The organism is Pseudomonas sp. Ost2 (genome assembly GCF_018326065.1).
Classification (GTDB): Bacteria; Pseudomonadota; Gammaproteobacteria; order Pseudomonadales; family Pseudomonadaceae; genus Aquipseudomonas; species Aquipseudomonas gingeri.
Genome location: NZ_AP021904.1, coordinates 4,567,552 through 4,583,890, shown reverse-complemented (window position 1 = coordinate 4,583,890; position 16,339 = coordinate 4,567,552). Strand labels below are relative to the sequence as shown.

Annotated in this window: 12 protein-coding genes; 2 read left to right on the top strand and 10 right to left on the bottom strand. The window is 62.1% G+C overall.

The genetic code is table 11. The features are described 5' to 3' along the window. Positions 1–19: 19 nt before the first annotated feature. From KI243_RS20000 to KI243_RS19965, 8 genes are all read right to left on the bottom strand, one after another. Positions 20–841 carry an ATP-binding cassette domain-containing protein gene (locus KI243_RS20000; protein ID WP_042936216.1) on the bottom strand — a complete coding sequence of 274 codons (822 nt, stop codon included), beginning with the start codon at positions 839–841 and terminating at the stop codon, positions 20–22. 35 nt (positions 842–876) lie between these two features. Beyond that, positions 877–1,596: an ABC transporter permease subunit gene (locus KI243_RS19995; protein WP_177108887.1), complete on the bottom strand. Its 720-nt coding sequence runs from the start codon at positions 1,594–1,596 to the stop codon at positions 877–879. Then, the gene (locus KI243_RS19990) at positions 1,593–2,279 is read right to left on the bottom strand and encodes an ABC transporter permease subunit (protein WP_017128192.1); all 687 of its coding nucleotides are present in this window, start codon (positions 2,277–2,279) and stop codon (positions 1,593–1,595) included. The genes KI243_RS19995 and KI243_RS19990 overlap by 4 nt, the downstream gene beginning before the upstream one ends. Positions 2,280–2,289: 10 nt before the next feature. Further along, on the bottom strand, positions 2,290–4,419 hold the full coding sequence (locus tag KI243_RS19985; RefSeq protein WP_212809809.1) for an NAD(P)-binding protein: 2,130 nt from the start codon (positions 4,417–4,419) through the stop codon (positions 2,290–2,292). Positions 4,420–4,473: 54 nt separating this feature from the next. Beyond that, complete coding sequence (locus tag KI243_RS19980) at positions 4,474–5,250, bottom strand: ABC transporter substrate-binding protein (protein WP_212809808.1); 777 nt, start codon at positions 5,248–5,250, stop codon at positions 4,474–4,476. A gap of 28 nt (positions 5,251–5,278) precedes the next feature. Further along, on the bottom strand, positions 5,279–6,613 hold the full coding sequence (locus KI243_RS19975) for an acetyl ornithine aminotransferase family protein (protein WP_212809807.1): 1,335 nt from the start codon (positions 6,611–6,613) through the stop codon (positions 5,279–5,281). Between the two features lie 33 nt (positions 6,614–6,646). Continuing rightward, complete coding sequence (locus tag KI243_RS19970) at positions 6,647–8,218, bottom strand: aldehyde dehydrogenase family protein (RefSeq protein WP_212809806.1); 1,572 nt, start codon at positions 8,216–8,218, stop codon at positions 6,647–6,649. 150 nt (positions 8,219–8,368) lie between these two features. Continuing rightward, positions 8,369–9,325, bottom strand: a complete 957-nt coding sequence (locus tag KI243_RS19965; RefSeq protein ID WP_177108893.1) for a glycoside hydrolase family 6 protein — start codon at positions 9,323–9,325, stop codon at positions 8,369–8,371. A gap of 287 nt (positions 9,326–9,612) precedes the next feature. On the opposite strand from KI243_RS19965, the gene KI243_RS19960 reads away from it, so the two are divergent. Continuing rightward, positions 9,613–9,996, top strand: coding sequence for a DUF1640 domain-containing protein (locus KI243_RS19960; protein ID WP_177129070.1), 384 nt, complete (start codon positions 9,613–9,615; stop codon positions 9,994–9,996). Between the two features lie 166 nt (positions 9,997–10,162). On the opposite strand, the gene adeC is transcribed toward KI243_RS19960, so the two are convergent. Together adeC and KI243_RS19950 are read right to left on the bottom strand one after the other, a co-directional pair. Then, positions 10,163–11,593 carry an AdeC/AdeK/OprM family multidrug efflux complex outer membrane factor gene (adeC, locus tag KI243_RS19955; RefSeq protein WP_212809805.1) on the bottom strand — a complete coding sequence of 477 codons (1,431 nt, stop codon included), beginning with the start codon at positions 11,591–11,593 and terminating at the stop codon, positions 10,163–10,165. 72 nt (positions 11,594–11,665) lie between these two features. Beyond that, positions 11,666–12,472, bottom strand: coding sequence for a helix-turn-helix transcriptional regulator (locus KI243_RS19950; RefSeq protein ID WP_017128199.1), 807 nt, complete (start codon positions 12,470–12,472; stop codon positions 11,666–11,668). A 535-nt stretch (positions 12,473–13,007) separates the two neighbouring features. Between KI243_RS19950 and KI243_RS19945 the strand changes: the two genes are divergently transcribed. Further along, positions 13,008–16,208 carry a non-ribosomal peptide synthetase gene (locus tag KI243_RS19945; protein WP_212809804.1) on the top strand — a complete coding sequence of 1,067 codons (3,201 nt, stop codon included), beginning with the start codon at positions 13,008–13,010 and terminating at the stop codon, positions 16,206–16,208. The last annotated feature ends 131 nt before the right edge of the window (positions 16,209–16,339 follow it).

Sequence of the window (16,339 nt, the reverse complement as noted above, 5' to 3'; positions counted from 1 at the left end):
GTCTCAGTTGTTTGAATTTTTAGGTCGATGAAACAAATGGTTTATCTGCGGGCTCGACAAAGGCTTCCTGGCTGCGCTGGGAACTGCCCAGAAATGCCTTGAGCCGTTCGCTGCTTGGAGAGCGGAACACTTTTGCGGGCGTCCCCTGTTCTTCGATCCGACCCTGATGGAGAAAAATCACCTGGCTGGAGACGTCGCGGGCAAAACTCATTTCATGGGTGACCATGATCATCGAGCGTCCCTCACGAGCCAGGCCCTGGATCACCGCCAGCACTTCGCCGACCAGTTCCGGGTCCAGTGCCGAGGTGGGCTCGTCGAGCAGGAGCATTTGCGGCTCCACCGCCAGCGCCCTGGCAATGGCCACCCGCTGTTGCTGGCCGCCGGATAACTGCGACGGATAGCTATTGGCGAACCGGGCGGGGTCCATCTGGACCTTGTTCAGGTAGTGCAAGGCCTTTTGCGTCGCCTCGGCGCGACTGAGTTTCTGGACGCGCATGGGGGCCGCGATCACGTTTTCCAGCACGCTGAGGTGGGCCCACAGGTTGAAGCTTTGAAACACCATCGACAGCTGGGTGCGCAGATGTTGTAGCTGCTGCGTGTCTCTGGCGTGCAAGCTGCCGTCGCGGGCGCGTTTGAGGGCGATAGGCGTACCGTCCCAGATGATTTCACCGGCCTGGGGATTTTCCAGCAGATTCAGGCAACGCAGGAACGTGCTTTTGCCCGAACCGCTGGAGCCGATCAGGGTGATCACGTCACCGGCATCGGCCCTGAGGGAAACGCCTTTGAGGACCTGGTGCTGGCCGTAGCTCTTGTGGAGATCGTTGACCTGGAGTTTGCACATATCGTTAACCTTGGCAGCCATTCGTGGCCGTCTTGTCAGGGATGAGTCGAACGAGGGCGCAGGTACGCCAGCCATTTGCCCTCGGCCAGGCGAAACAGCAGGAACACCAGCGTGGTGAACACGGCATACAGCACCAGGGCGGCGATATAGGCTTCATAGGGCGAGGCATAGCGCATGCTGATCGAACGACCGACACCGGCCAGGTCGAGCAGGGTGATGCTGGAGGCCAGGGCGGTGGCGTGCAGGGTCAGGATCACCTCATTGCTGTAGGCCGGAATGGCCCGGCGCATTGCTCCCGGCAGGATGATGTGGCGCATCTGTGTCCAGCGTCCCATGCCCATGGCGCGGGCCGCTTCGATTTCGCCGTGGAAGGTCTTGCGGATGCAGCCGGCGAGGATCTCGATGGTGTACGCCGCGGTATTCAGGCTGATCGCCAGCCAGGCGCAGATATAGGCTTCGCGCAGGAAATGCCAGGCCCAGCTGGAACGGATCCAGCCGATTTCGGCGAGGCCGAAGTAGATGATATAGATCTGCACCAGCAGCGGCGTGCCGCGAAACACATAGGTAAACAACCAAACGGGCGTGCGCAGCAGGGGATTGTTCGATACCCGCAGCAGCGACAAGGGGATCGCCATCGCCAGGCCGAGGCCGAGTGAGGTGATGAACAGTTCGACGGTCAGCAGCAGGCCCGTGGTGCGGATGCCATCGCCCCACAGGAACAAGGCCAGGTTATCGAAGACGACAGACCAGTTCATAGGGTGATCTCCTTGCTGCCGGCGGCATAGTGCGCGGCGAGCAACCTCAGGCCAACTACCGAGATTGTGCTCAGCAGCAAATAAATGAGGGCGGCCACGCTCAGCAGTTCCAGGCCATGACCGGTGGCCTTGCCGGCCGAGCGCGAGAGAAAGATCAGCTCGTTGAGGCTGACCATCGAGGTGATGGCGGTGGCCTTGAGCATCACCAGCCAGTTGTTGCTGATGCCCGGCAGGGCGAAGCGCATCATCTGCGGGACGACGATATGCCACTGCACTTGCAGGCGGTTGAAACCGAAGGCTTGCGCCGACTCTGCCTGGCCCTTGTCGACCGCCAGGAACGCGCCACGAAAGGTTTCGGCGAGGTAGGCCGAATAGATTACCCCCAGGATGATCACGCTGGCGGCGAAGGCATCGATGTCGATGGCCTGGAAACCCATTCGCTGCCCCAGCAGGTTCAGCGCCGTTTGCCCGCCGTAGTAGAGAAACAGCAGCCAGACAAAGTCCGGCGCGCTGCGCATGACCGAGGTGAAGGCGGTCGCCGGCCAGGCCAGCCAGCGCTGGCTGGAGAGTTTGCCGTTGGCAACCAGCAGGCCGAAGGCCAGGGCCACGGCAAACGAGCACACACCGACCTTGAGGGTGACCAGCGCACCGAGCAGGATGCTGTCCGCGTATCCATAAAGCATGGAAGTATTCTCACTGTGCAAAGAGAGGCGTGGGCACAGGGCCCGGTGTGATCAGCGGCAACTCGCGGGCGTAGTCGTGGGGCGCCAGCCCACTGTCCAGGTAACGTGCAAACTTGTGGCCCTGGTACACCGCTGCGGCGATGGTGCCGGGCGCCTGGCTGTCGCCGACCAGGCTGACCGAACCGATACCGGCCTGTGCCAGTGCCACGCCCTGGTCGAGCAACGCCTCGTGCAGGGCATCGTCGGGCAGGCGCGCGGTGACACTGACCAGCGACTGGCATTCCAGCACCCGCGGGCGTCCGCTGATTTCACAGCGCAGGTGCAGGCTGCCGGGCTCGAAGCGGCTGATATTGTGATGGCGTACCAGTTCGACCTCCAATGTCATCAGGCGCTTGAGAATGCGGCTGGCCTCGAGGGTGTTGTCGGTCCAGCCGGCGATCTGTAGCGCCGGTGTCACCAGCGTTACCTTCAGGCCGAGCTCGACGCAGCGTTCGGCCAGGACATTGCCCATGTAGTAGTGATCGTCATCGAAAATCACCACCGGCCCGGTAGGCAGTCGCCCGCCCATCAGGTCATCGGGGGTGAGCACCTGGGGGGAGTCAAAGCCCGGGATCGCCCAGCCGTTGGCGCGGCCGACGCCGTCGCGACGCCAGTGCGAGCCGGTGGCGATCGCCACATGGCCTGCACCGAATTCGAGGATGTCGCCAGCGCTGAGCGGGCTCTGGCGGTAGATGCTGACATTGCTCATGGGCAACAATTGGCCGACCCGCCAATCGCGCACCCGGGACCATTCACGCAACCCCGGCAGGCTGGCTTCGCGTAACACCCGTCCGCCCAATTCGCTGCCGGCCTCGGCCAGGTGCACTTCATAGCCACGCCGAGCGGCGGCGAGGGCGGCTTCCAGCCCGGCGGGGCCGGCACCGACCACCAGCAGGGTGTTGTCCGAGCCACGGGGCGCGATCTTCTCCGGGTGCCAACCACGCCGCCATTCCTCACCCATGGTCGGGTTCTGCGTACAGCGCAGGTTGGAGCTCGAATAATCGCTGGACACGCAGATATTGCAGCCGATGCACTCGCGGATATCGTCGATGCGTCCTTCAGCGATCTTGTTCGGCAGGAACGGATCGGCAATGGACGGCCGCGCCGCGCCGATGAAGTCCATCACGCCACGGCGGATCTGGCTGACCATGGTGTCGGGCGAAGTGAAGCGCCCCACGCCGACCACCGGCTTGCTGGTCAGGGATTTGACGAAAGCCGTGTATTGTTCCTGATAGCCTTCCTTGCCGAAGCGCGAAGTTACGCTGTCGTTGCCCCAACTGCTGACATTGACGTCCCACAGGTCCGGTAGCTCGGCGAGCATGGCAATGATGTCGCGGCCTTCTTCGGCGCTGACAATGCCGTCCGGTCCCAGCAGTTCCTCGACGCCGAGGCGCACCGCCACCGCACAGCGATCACCCACCGCATCGCGGGTGTCCTCGATCAGCTCGCGTAGCAGGCGTACCCGATTCTCCAGGCTGCCGCCGTATTCGTCGGTGCGATCATTCTTGCGCCGCTGCAGAAAGTGCATCGGCAATCCCAGGTCGTGGGAGGCATAGACATAGACGATGTCGAAGTCCGCGCGCCGGGCACGCAAGGCTGCCTGTCGGTGCCAGTGGCGCAGTTCGCGGATATCCTGCCTGCTCATGGCCCGTGCCTGTACCGGTGCGTTATGGGTGATCGGCCGGTGGGATGGCCCGAGCGGGATTTCCCGGCTGTCATGGTTGGCACAGGACGGACCGTGGTGCATGATTTCGATGCCCGCCAGCGCACCATGGGCATGCACCGCCTCGGTCATCAGCGCCAGCGCCGCAATATCCAGGTCGCTCCACAGGCGGCCTTCGTGAAAGGGGGAGCAGTCGCTGCTGGGGTGGATTTCCACCTCTTCGGTGCAGATCACCCCCCAACCGCCTTCGGCCTTGACCCGGCGCAACTCGGCGAGACCGCGCGGTTGCGTCCAGCCCATGCCGTTGCAGTGGGGCACCTGGAAAAAACGGTTCCTGGCCGTTACCGGGCCGATCTGCAAGGGCTCGAAAAGAATGTCGAATCGTGGATCGCGAGGCACGGCAAAACCCTCCGGCTGTTCGAGCAGCCGCGTTGTCATGGTGGTTCGGACAGGCACCTGAAAGGCGCTGCCAGATCGGCAGCGCCGGGCAGGTCAGAGGATGGGGACGTCGAAGTACTTCTTGCGCAGGGTTTCGTACTGACCGTTGTCGATGATTTCCTTGAGTGCCCGGTTCATCGCCTGGCGCAGGTCATCGTCTTCCTTGCGCAGGCCGATGCCCTGGCCCGCGCCGAAATAGCGTGGATCGTTGAGTTGCTCGCCCACCAGCGTGAAGCCCTTGCCGTCCGGTTTCCGGATAAAACCTTCGAGCCCCGGGATGGTGTCCTGCAGGGTGGCGTCCAGGCGACTGTTCTTCAGGTCCATGTAGGCCTCTTCCAGGGAGGGATAGCTGACGATCTCGGCGCCACTGGCCGCGAGGACTTCCCTGGCAAATTTTTCATGGGTGGTTTCCCGTTGCACGCCGATGCGCACTCCCTTGAGTGTCGCCGGGTGGGCGGCGTCGTAGGGCGCGCCGGTCCTGGCGATCAGTTGCACCCAGGAGCTGTAGTACTTCTCGGTGAACGCGATCTTCTGCTGGCGTTCCGGGGTGATGGTCATGGAGGCGGCAATCGCATCGAACTTGTTGGCCAGCAAGGCTGGGATCATGCCGTCCCAGTCCTGCACGATCCAGGTACAACGGGCCTTCATCTGCGCACAGATGGCGTTGCCGATGTCGACGTCAAAGCCCCTTGGCTTGCCGTCCGGGCCGATCTCGTTGAAGGGGCTGTAGGCGCCTTCGGTCGCCAGGCGAATATCCTTCCAGTCCCTGGCCTGGGCGGTCAGTGCCGCCAGGCCCAGTACAACCGCCAGTACACCGTGCAACTTCTTCATGTCTGCTTTCCTCGGGGGTGACCAATATTCAGTCGTTCAGGGTTTCGGCCAGTGCGGCATCGAGCAACTCGATGGCCTCGTCGCACAGGTGCTGGTCGATCATCAGCGGTGGCATCAGGCGTACGGTGCTGACGCCACAGGTCAGCAACAGCAGGCCCTTGCGGTAGGCGTTGTGCAGCAGGCGATCGGCGAATGCCTTGGCCGGCGTGCGGGTGGCGCGGTTGGTGATCAGCTCGACGCCGATCATCAGGCCCTTGCCACGCAACTGGCCGATCACGTCCGGATAACGCGCCTGCAATTGGCCGAGACGGTCCATCAGGTATTCGCCCATTTGTGCGGCGTTTTCCATGAAGCCGTTTTCGACCAGATCCAGGGTTGCGGACGCGGCGGCGCAGCACAGTGGGTTGCCGCCGTAGGTGTTGCCGTGGGCACCGCGTTTCCATTGCTGCATGAGGGTTTTCCTGGCCGTGACCAGACCGATCGGAAGGCCGGAACCCAGGCCCTTGGCCAGGGTGATGATGTCCGGCTGCAGGCCCCAGTGTTGGCAGGCGAACATCTTGCCAGTGCGTCCGACGCCGGACTGCACCTCATCGGCGATCAGCAGGATGCCGTGACGATCGCAGAGCGCGCGCAGGCCCTCGAGGAAACCGTCCGGCGGTACCAGGTAGCCACCTTCACCCTGGATCGGTTCGAGCAGGATCGCCGCGACTTCATGGGCCGGGACATTGTTCTGGAACAACACGTTTTCCAGGTAGTCGAGCACGGCCTTGCCCTGGTCTTCGCCGGCTAGCAACGGCCGGTAGTTGTTCGGATAGGGGATATGGGTCACTCCGGGCATGCTGGGAAAGAAACCGGCCTGTTGCGTGTATTTGCTGGCGGTGAAGGCCAGCGAGCCCATGGTCCGGCCGTGGAATCCACCGAGGAAACCGATAAAGCGCGAGCGCCCGGTCACGTAGCGGGCCAGCTTGATCGCACCTTCGACGGCTTCGGTGCCGGAGTTGCAGAAAAACGTCATGGCTGGCTCGCCGAATGGCGACAGGCGATTGAGAGTTTCCGCCAGGCGCACTTGCTCTTCATGCCAGTAGTCGGATGAGATGTGCAGGAACCTGTCGGCGGCGTTCTTCACAGCTTCCACCACCTTGGGGTGACTGTGACCGGTCGAGCAGACCGCGATGCCGCTGGCGAAATCGATAAAGCGATTGCCGTCCACGTCCCAGACTTCGGCGCCACGGCCGTGACTCATCACAAACGGGTAGTCCCGTGGATAGGAAGGCGAGACCACGGCTTGGTCGCGCTCGATCATGGCGAGGGATTTCGGGCCGGGCAGGGCGGTGAGCAAATGCTTGTCGGAGGTGTTTTGCACGGACGTTTTCCTTTGTAAAAAGGTGGCAGTGGATTACTCGACGCGGGTCTGCGACTGTTCGCGCAGGTATTGGGGCAAGTAGTAGAAGGAGGCGATGGCCTTGCCGGTATTGCCCGAGCCCTTCCAGCCACCAAACGGCTGATAACCTGGCCAGGCCCCGGTCGTAGCGCCCTGGGGGCGGTTGGCATAGGTGACGCCAGCGTCGACGTGCTCGAAGAACCAGTTGGTTTCCTGGTCGTTGCCATAGAAACCGGCGGTCAACCCGTACTGGCTGGCGTTGGTCAATTGCATGGCCTGGTCGAGGTTTTTCACCCGGGCGAGCATGACGATCGGCAGGAACATCTCGACCGTCCACAGCGGATGCTCAAGCGGTGCTTCGACCAGGGTCGGCGTGCAATAGAAACCCGCGACATAGGACTCGCTTCTCAGTTGCTCGCCTCCGCTGATCAGACGGGCACCATGTTGCTGCAACTGTTCGCTGTAGGCGGCGAAGTCGTCGTAGGCCTTTCGAGTTGCCACCGGTCCCATCCAGTTGCCGGCCACGGCCGGATCACCGATGCTGATTGCCTGGATCTTCTGTGTGAGCAGGGCGATCAGCGACTCTGCAACCGGTTCCTCGACATAGAGGCGTGACAGCGCCGAACACTTTTGTCCCTGCATGCCGAAGGCCGAACGGATAATTCCCAGGGCGGCGCGCTCAAGGTCGGCATGGCGACTGACAATAACCGCATTCTTGCCACCCATCTCGGCGATACAGGGGCGAGGATAGGCCTTGTCGAGTTGCGCGCGGGCAATCCGCATACCCACCTCATAAGAGCCGGTGAAGGTGATGCCGGCGGCTTGCGGGTGGTCGACAAGGGCTTGTCCGATCACGCTGCCGCTGCCATTGAGGTAGTTGAAAACACCGTCGGGAATACCCGCATCGCGGACGCATTCGGCCAGCAAGCGACCGGACCACGGGGTTTCACTGGCCCCCTTGAGTACTACGGTGTTGCCCGTTACCAGCGCTGCGGCGGTCGGGCCGCCGGCGAGAGCGAAGGGGAAGTTGTAGGGGGCGATCACCACCCAGGCACCGTAGGGTTTGAGCACGCTGCGATTGGTGCTGATGAAGTCTTCCAGCGGATCGTTGGGTAGCGTCTGGTCGAAGCCCTGGTGCTGCTCCATCAGGTCGCAGTAATGATCGAAGAACACGGCGGTTTCCTGGACTTCACCCAGGGCTTCCATGCGGTTCTTGCCGGTTTCCAGGCTGACGGCCGCAGCGATCCGGTAGACCCGCTCTTCGATCAGGCGCGCGACCTTGCGCAGCAGTTCGATGCGCCCTTGCCAGGGCATGGAGCGCCAGGCCGGGAAGGCCTCGTGCGCCGCCTGCATGGCGGCTTCGACGTCCTCTTCGCGGGCCATGTGGAAACGTCCCAGCAACCAGTATTGGTCGATCGGGCTGCGCTTCTCGATCTTGTGCGGGCTGACGACATTCCTGCCATCGATAAACAAACCATAGTCACGACCCAGGTCATGCTTGAGCGTGGCCATTGCTCGTTCGAACTGTTCGTGCAACTCAGCGGGCGGGTTGAACATCGTGGAGTAGGTCAGCTTGAAATCGCTCATTGTTATTTTCCTCGGAGACCCGGTGGGTACAGAGATTTGGGGGTGAGACGTTGAGCGAATGATTCACTTGTATTATTTTTGTGTCAAGTAAATCACTTGGTTTATTTTGGGGTGTGCAAAGCTACGCTTGCTTTCAGGGAGGAGGTACTCTCAATTAGCATCGATCAGCCGGGCGGCAAGCTCGGGACTGAAGGTCCCGGCCGGTGGGCCTCCATGGCAGTCGCGGCCGGGTGAAGAGCTGCCATCCGAGTTGCCGGGCAGCTTTACCCAAACGGCTAGCAGCGTTTCGGTGATGGCCTGGGGTGGAAGGCCTAACGTGCGTCCGGGCGGGTTGCACCAGTCGCCGGGAATGGCGCCGTTACCATTGCGGCTGGTATCGACCAGCACCGATTTTGTGTAGCCGTGATCGGCGGACAGCCTGGCATTGATCGCGTCGGCGTACTGACGCGACTGGGTAAGGGTATAAAAATTCGAGACGTTCAGCGCAAACCCGTGCGCCATTTTCACCCCGGCCGCATCCAGGTCACGAGCCAGGGTGGCGGCAGGCTTCCAGCCCGGGTTGCCGGCGTCCAGGTAGACTCTGGCCGAAGGTGCATGCTGCTGGAATCTGGAGATCGCATGGTTGAGCAGTGCCAGACGTTCATCGCGTTTTTGCCGGGGCAGGCATTGGCTGTCCGCCAGGGCATCGGGTTCCAGGATGACGATGGCCGGCTTGTCGCCGATGCCATCGATAAAGCGGTCGATCCAGTCCCGATAAGCCGGGGCATCCACCGCACCACCCGCCGATGCGCCGCCGCTGCAGTCACGGTCGGGCAGGTTGTAGGCCACTAGGATCGGTGTCTCATGCACCTTGTCCGCAGCCGTCACATAACGGCTGACGGTGTCGCTCAGCTTCTGCGTGGCCTGGCTGGTGCCGGTCAACCACAGGGCGCTGGGGATGTTGGCAATGGCCGTACGGATCCTCGCCGCCAGTGGCGCACCAGGGTTCGCCTTGAGCCATTGCGCGGCGGTTGAGCCGGGGTTGGCGTAAAAACGCTCCTCGGCATGAGCTGCCTGCTCAAAGGCAAAGAGGAGGATGTACAGACTGAGGAGGGCGGCCTTGGGCATCTCGTGTCGATCTCTCGAGCGGGCAGAGTGCAGACGCCTGGCTTAGCGCCGCATGCTCGGTGCACGGTACAACATCGCTCCTGACATGTTCCTGAATGCGCATCTACACGGCGCTTTGGCCTACAAGATCCTGGGAAGCGTCTGCCTATCTCTTCCAACAGGTTTTGGCCGAGTATCCGAATGGTATTGCTGTCGTGCGCAGCACCTGGCCGGGAAGGCCGGCTTGACGATGACCACACTCCTTCGAGCCGATGTCTCCAGGTCGCTTGTCAATTGCAGTAGCTATCATGGAAATGTCGCTAACCTTATATGACGCACTGACGACTGCCAGTATTCCGGCGAACAAGGCCAAGGCGGTTGTAGATGCCTGGGAGGCCGATATGAAAAATCTCGCGACAAAGTCGGATTTGCTGCAAACCGAAGCACGCCTGGAAGCACGGCTGGATGCACGCTTCTCGGAGCAGGGATCAGTTGTCAGGGAACTGGGCAGCGAAATGCGGGCACAAGGTGTCGAACTGCGCGCCTTGATCAAGGAGCAGGGGGCCGATCTGCGTTCGTCCATTTCGGCATTGGAGTCGCAGAACAAGATCCTGCGGTGGCAGTTTGGCCTGATCTTCATCTGCGTCGCCGTACCGCTGCTGAAGACGAGTTTTGAGCTGCTGAGCAGGTAGGCCTGATCTTCGCGTTCTTTCATTCAAGCGCGACAAACGAAAAGCCCGCTCAATGGCGGGCTCTCGACAGATGGGCCAAATCCCTTTGGCTGACATCATTCTGATTAACGGGTATGACGATGTGGTGACAGAGTCGCAATGATTGCGTGACAGCCTCTGTGTCATCTCAAGGCTGTCGACTCGACAGCGTCAGCCTCGACCACTCGCTCCATCCGCCACCCAGCGCCGTGTACAGGTTCACCTCCGCCACCAGTTGCGCCAGCTGATCGTTGATCAGGCCTTGCTGTGAACTGAACAGCGAGCGTTGCGCATCGAGGAACACCAGGCTGCTGTCGACCCCGGTCCGATAGCGATGCTCGGCCATATCGTAATAGTCCTGTGTGGCCTTCACCAGGTCACGTTGCGCCTGGAGTTGCTCGTCGTAGGTCTGGCGTGCCGCCAGGCCGTCAGCAACTTCCTGGAAGGCAGTCTGGATCGATTTTTCGTATTGCGCGATACGGATATCCTTCTGCAGCTTCGAGTAGTCCAGGCTCGCCCGCAGGCTGCCGGTGTTGAAAATCGGCAGGTTGACCTGCGGCTGGAAGGTCCAGGATCCCGAGCCGGCCTTGAACAGTCCCGACAGTTCCTTGCTGGTGGTGCCGGCATTCGCGGTCAGGCTCACGCTCGGAAAGAACGCCGCCCGCGCCGCGCCGATATTGGCGTTGGCGGCCTTGAGCTGGTATTCGGCCTGGAGGATGTCCGGGCGCCGTTGCAGTAGATCCGAAGGCAGGCCCGCCGGCACTTGCGCCACCAGGCTATCGGCCAGCGGTCGTTCGGGCAGCGAGTCGGGCAGTGGTGCGCCGACCAGCAGTGTCAGGTTGTTCAGGTCCTGGGCGACCTGGCGCTCGTAGCGCGACAGGTTGGCGCGGGCACTTTCGACGCTGGTCCGGGCCTGGCTGACATCCAGCGCCGAGAGCTTGCCGGCATCGCGGCTGCGGGTGGTCAGGTGCAGGCTCTGTTCATAGGCGTCGAGGGTCTTGCGGGTCAATGCCAGCAATTCACGGTCAGCCAGCCAGGTCAGGTAGGCATTGGCGACATTGGCCACCAGGCTCAACTGGGTGCTGCGTCGTGCCTGTTCCGAGGAGAGGTAGGTGGCCATGGCCTGCTCGGTCAGGCTGCGCACGCGGCCGAACAAATCCAGCTCATAGGCGCTGACGCCCAGGTTCACCGAGCTGCTCGAGGTGATGACCGGCTTGCCGCCGGCCAGACTGCCCGGCACCCGCTGGCGTGAGCTGCTGCCATTGGCCGAAACCGCCGGCAGCAGGTCGGCGCGTTGGATCCGGTACTGGGCCTGGAAGGCGTCGACATTCAGGGCGGCCACCCGCAGATCGCGGTTGTTCATCAGGGCGTTTCCGATCAATTGCCGCAGCGTCGGGTCACGAAACAGGCTGCGCCAGTCCGCGCCTGGCGCAACGCTGTCTTGGGCGGTCGTCGCATAGGCCGGGCCCTGGGGATACTGCGGCGCACTGGGCGAAGCCGGTTGCTGGTAATCCGGCATCAGCGAACAACCGCCGAGCAGCAGTGCCGCGGCGACCAGGGAAAGAGGGGATTTGCTCATCGACCAGCCTCATGGAAGGGAAGGGCGGGTGGCCGTGTAACCGGCACCCGCTTGTCAGCAAGAAAGGAAGGTCTAGGCGCCGGCCATCCAGCGGGCCAGCCCATGGCGTCCGCTGACCCCGAGTTTGGCGGCCGCGCGCTTGAGATAGGTTTCGACGGAACTGTTCTTCACGCTGAGTTTCTCGGCCATCTGTGGCACCGTGCCACCCACCAGCAGCCCCAGGCAGACTTCCCGTTCCCGGCTCGACAGAATGATGTCGCCCAGAGCCAGGCGCTTGCTGAAGGCTTGCTGCAACGAGACGGGCTCCTGTTCCGCCTGAGGCCCCGGCACAGGGCTGGTGACGTTCTTCAGGACTGCCTGGCGGCTGATCTGCGCATGGCGTTCGATCAGCGGCAGCAGGGTGTCGGAGAGGTTCTTGAGAAATGACAGCTCGCTGAGGGCAAAGCCTTTTTGCGTGTGCGAACGGTAAAGCGAAATGACACAGCGACGATTGGATTTGCGCGACACCAGGTTGCACTGGTGGGCGGCGTCCCGGTTATCACGGCGGTTGACCTGCGCGTTCATCTGGATCAGGAGTGAGTCATCCATCTCGATCATCTGGCTGAGCAGTGGATGTGTATCCGGGTGCTGCGGGAGTTCGGGCGGCGCAGAGTCGTCTTTCAGGCCGGCGCAGCCCAGTGGCTCGATATCGACCACGCTGGCCTGGCGCTCGTCGAGTGTCCATTCGCTGAGGTCGATCCGCTCGACCGGTACCAGCTTATCGATCAGGTTGAGCATGTTGCTGGCAAAGTGTTCATTGCCCGTGCTTGAAATCAGTTCGCCCAATTCGAAATAGAAGCCGGGGCTTTCTACGTCTCGAATACTGCTGGTCAGATTCATTTCCTTGTCTTCCTTGATATAGACCTGTCGTCAAACGATTTGCGGCATGAAATCGGAAGCAACCAGTTCTCCTTGAACAGGATTTCTCCGGGGATTTAAGCCTATGCATTTATCCTACGTCTGTAGTGGAAAAAGGGGACATAAAAATCTATGAAGGGTGTAGGGGGTATGGGGATTTTCTGACTATATCAAACGCTTGTTCTGTGTTGGATTGTCTTAATGATATAGCTACAAATGCATGATATTAATAAATTTTATGGGTTGTATGACGGATGATTCAGTCGGTGGCAAAGGTGGTTTTTAGCGTATTTCCTACATATTTTTAAGACTTTGCTTAAGTGGCGTTTTGACGGTGGCTACAAAGATTCCGGGGGAGTGCTCAATATCGCGGGTCCTGATGAGGGAGTCGCTTGCATGAATATCCCCTGGGACAAGCCCCTCCATACAGGAGTTTTTTTTTGTCCGGGGTTTTGGTGCCATACAGCCCCGCAAGCCGGATGTTTAAATTCGCGGATAATTGTTTGAGACGGACCTTATGGAACTTTCCCGCGCTACCGACATGGAAGATACGGCTGTGACTCGAGAGGGCTTTCCCCTGACGGCCAGCCAGCGGGACATCTGGCTTGACCAGATGAGTCGGGGTGATTCTCCGTTGTACAATATCGGAGGATATGTAGAACTTAATGGGACCATTGTCCCGCAACTTGTCCAGCGTGCGGTCGAGTGCCTGGTGGCCAAACACGATGCCCTGCGCACCGTGCTGCGGGCCGGTGCCGATGGCCTGCCCGTACAGAGCTTCGCGCCGACGCTGGCCGTGTCGGTGCCGTTGTACAGCGTTGCCACCCAGGCCGATCCGCTGGCGGCCGCCCGGCGGCTGATGCAGCAGCAGATACAGCAGCCTTACGAACTGGAGGGCGGGCCGTTGTTCCGCTTCTTCCTGGTTCGGCTGGACGATACCCACAATTTGCTGGGCACCCAGGCCCACCACCTGATCCTCGACGGCTGGGGCTTCGGGCAGATGCTGGCCTCGCTGGGAGGCATCTACAGCGCGCTGGCGCGCGGCGAGGAGCCGGACCTGGTGGCACCGTCCTATATCGACTTTATCGCCGATGACCAGCAATACCGCGATTCGTCGCGCTACACCCGCGACCGTGACTACTGGCTGGCCAAGTACCGGACGCTACCGGACCCGATGCTGCTGCCGCGTTATCGCGGTCGGTGGGCCAGCGACAGCGTGGTCCAGGCCTTTCCCACATCACTGCACGAGCGGATGAAGGCCCTGGCGAGTACCTGCCAGGCCTCGGCCTTCCATGTGTTGCTGGCGGCGGTGCATCTCTGCTTCGCCGGTACTTCGCAGCGCAATGACTGGGTGCTCGGCGTACCGATCCTTAACCGTGGCAATGCCCGCTTCAAGTCGACCCTGGGACTGTTTACCCAGGTCAGCGCGCTGCGTTTCGATTTTGCCGATGGGCTGTCGTTCGGCGAACTGGTATGCGGTGTACGTGATGTCCTCAGGCAGGACCTGCGGCACCAGCGCTACCCCCTGAGCGAGATGAACCGTGCGCTGGGCCTGCTGCGCGAGGATCGCAGCCAACTGTTCGAAATATCGGTGTCCTATGAGCAGGATGACCATGATTACCGGTACGGCGAGGCGCAGGCACACACCGTGAAGGTGTCCAATCGTCACGAGTCGACACCGTTGACCCTTCATCTGCGCAGCAACCGTTATAACGACAAGGCCTGGATCCACCTCGTCTACAACGAGGCCTACTTCGAGCCCGCCGAGGTCCAGGCACTGGCCGAGCGGCTGACTTTCGTGCTCGAGCAGGGACTGGAAAACACCGTCCTGGCGCTGCGCGAGTTTGTGCTGGTCACGCCGGCCGAAACCGAGCGGTTGGCAGCGTGGAATGCCACTGAGGCGGCCCATGATCTCGAACAGACCATCCAGCAGGTGTTCGAGGCCCAGGTCCGACGCACACCGGAGGCCGTGGCTGTGGTGGCGGGCGAGCGAAGCCTGACCTATCGCCAGCTCAACGAGCGGGCCAACCAGTTGGCGCACTGCCTGCGCGAGCAGGGCGTGCAACCCGATGCGCGGGTGGCGATCTGCGTCGAGCGCGGCCTGGAACTGGTGATCGGCCTGTGGGCCATCGTCAAGGCCGGGGGCGCCTATGTGCCGCTGGATCCGGGTTATCCGCCGGAGCGCCTGGAGCACATGCTGCGCGACAGTTCGTCGGTACTGCTGCTGGTGCATGCCGCTACGCGTCACCTGCCGGGCGCGGTGACCATACCTGTGCTCGACTTCGACCATGACACCTGGCATGACCAACCGGTGAGCGAGGTGCAGGTGCCGGGACTGACCGCGTCGAACCTGGCCTATGTGATCTATACCTCGGGCTCCACCGGCACACCCAAGGGCGTGGCGCTCGAGCATCGCGGCCTGTGCAACCTGGTGCACTGGAGTTCGAAACTGTTTACCGGCGATCGCAGCGGGGCGTTGTTGCAGAAGTCCCCGTTCAGTTTCGACGGCTCGGTCTGGGAGTTCTTCTGGCCGCTGACCGTGGGCATGCGCCTGGTGCTGGCCCGTCCCGACGGGCAATGGGAATCGGCCTACCTGGCGCAAACGGTGCGTGAGCAGCAGGTCACCGTGATCAAGTTCGTGCCGGCGATGCTGCAGCAGTTCCTCGAACTGGAGGAAGTCAGCCAATGCACCAGCCTGACGGACGTGTTCTGTGGCGGCGGCGAACTGACGGCGGCCCTGGCCCACAGGGTCCGGGAGCGCCTGCCAGGGGTGCGCCTGCACAACGTCTACGGGCCGACGGAGGCGACGGTCGACAGCACGGTCTGGACCCTGGAGCCGGGTGCTGCGATACCGGATATCCAGTTGCCCATCGGCCGGCCGATCTGCAACACGCGCCTGTATGTGCTCGATGCCCAGGACCGGCCGGTCCCGATCGGTTTCAGCGGGCAATTGCACATTGGCGGGGTCGGCGTTGCCCGTGGCTACCTGGGGTTGCCGCAGTTGGTGGCCGAGCGTTTTATCGACAGTCCGTTCGTGGCCGGCGACCGCCTCTATCGCACCGGTGACCTGGTGCGTTATCGCGCCGATGGCAACCTCGAATTCCTCGGGCGCGACGACTTCCAGGTCAAGCTGCGCGGCTTTCGCCTGGAGCTTGGCGAGATCGAGGCGCGCCTTTCGGCCCATGACAGGGTCAGGGAGGCGGTGGTGCTGATGCGCGACGAGCGGCTGGTGGCCTATTTCACGCCGCGAGACCCTGCACAGGTGCCGGCCATCGAGGCGCTGCGCAACCATCTGTCGACACTGCTCCCGGACTACATGGTGCCATCGGCCTATGTGCGCCTCGACGCATGGCCACTGACTCCCAACGGCAAGCTGGACCGCCAGGCACTTCCGGCCCCCGGCATCGAGGCGGTGATCAGCCGGCGTTACGAGGCCCCGCAGGGCGCCGTGGAAATCGCCCTGGCGCAGATCTGGGCCGAGGTGCTGAAGATCGAGCGGGTGGGCCGCAACGACCATTTCTTCGAGTTGGGCGGGCATTCGCTGCTGGCCATGAAGCTTGTGGCGCGCATGCGTGAGGCGGGCCTGGAGGCCGACGCCTCGGCCATCTTCAGCGAACCCCGCCTTGCTGCCCTGGCTACCCGCACCGTCGGGCGCGTGCAAGCGCTCGAGATCCCGGCCACCACCATTCCGACGCTCAATCGCCGGCGGCGGCTCTGACTGTCGGGGCAGCCTCGCACCCCCTGAAAACGGCGGCGTTGGCCATGTCCCCGCTTCCCATGTCAGACACATCCGAATGGATGCTTTAGTTTTCAAACCAGTGAAAAAACACTGATGGCTTAGTGCCTTTA

What these genes read in the sequence shown, in the direction of transcription:
- KI243_RS20000 (WP_042936216.1), bottom strand. Translation starts at nt 841, where the DNA reads ATGTGCAAACTCCAGGTCAACGATCTCCACAAGAGCTACGGCCAGCAC.
- KI243_RS19995 (WP_177108887.1), bottom strand. Translation starts at nt 1,596, where the DNA reads ATGAACTGGTCTGTCGTCTTCGATAACCTGGCCTTGTTCCTGTGGGGC.
- KI243_RS19990 (WP_017128192.1), bottom strand. Translation starts at nt 2,279, where the DNA reads ATGCTTTATGGATACGCGGACAGCATCCTGCTCGGTGCGCTGGTCACC.
- KI243_RS19985 (WP_212809809.1), bottom strand. Translation starts at nt 4,419, where the DNA reads ATGACAACGCGGCTGCTCGAACAGCCGGAGGGTTTTGCCGTGCCTCGC.
- KI243_RS19980 (WP_212809808.1), bottom strand. Translation starts at nt 5,250, where the DNA reads ATGAAGAAGTTGCACGGTGTACTGGCGGTTGTACTGGGCCTGGCGGCA.
- KI243_RS19970 (WP_212809806.1), bottom strand. Translation starts at nt 8,218, where the DNA reads ATGAGCGATTTCAAGCTGACCTACTCCACGATGTTCAACCCGCCCGCT.
- KI243_RS19965 (WP_177108893.1), bottom strand. Translation starts at nt 9,325, where the DNA reads ATGCCCAAGGCCGCCCTCCTCAGTCTGTACATCCTCCTCTTTGCCTTT.
- KI243_RS19960 (WP_177129070.1), top strand. Translation starts at nt 9,613, where the DNA reads ATGGAAATGTCGCTAACCTTATATGACGCACTGACGACTGCCAGTATT.
- adeC (WP_212809805.1), bottom strand. Translation starts at nt 11,593, where the DNA reads ATGAGCAAATCCCCTCTTTCCCTGGTCGCCGCGGCACTGCTGCTCGGC.
- KI243_RS19950 (WP_017128199.1), bottom strand. Translation starts at nt 12,472, where the DNA reads ATGAATCTGACCAGCAGTATTCGAGACGTAGAAAGCCCCGGCTTCTAT.
- KI243_RS19945 (WP_212809804.1), top strand. Translation starts at nt 13,008, where the DNA reads ATGGAACTTTCCCGCGCTACCGACATGGAAGATACGGCTGTGACTCGA.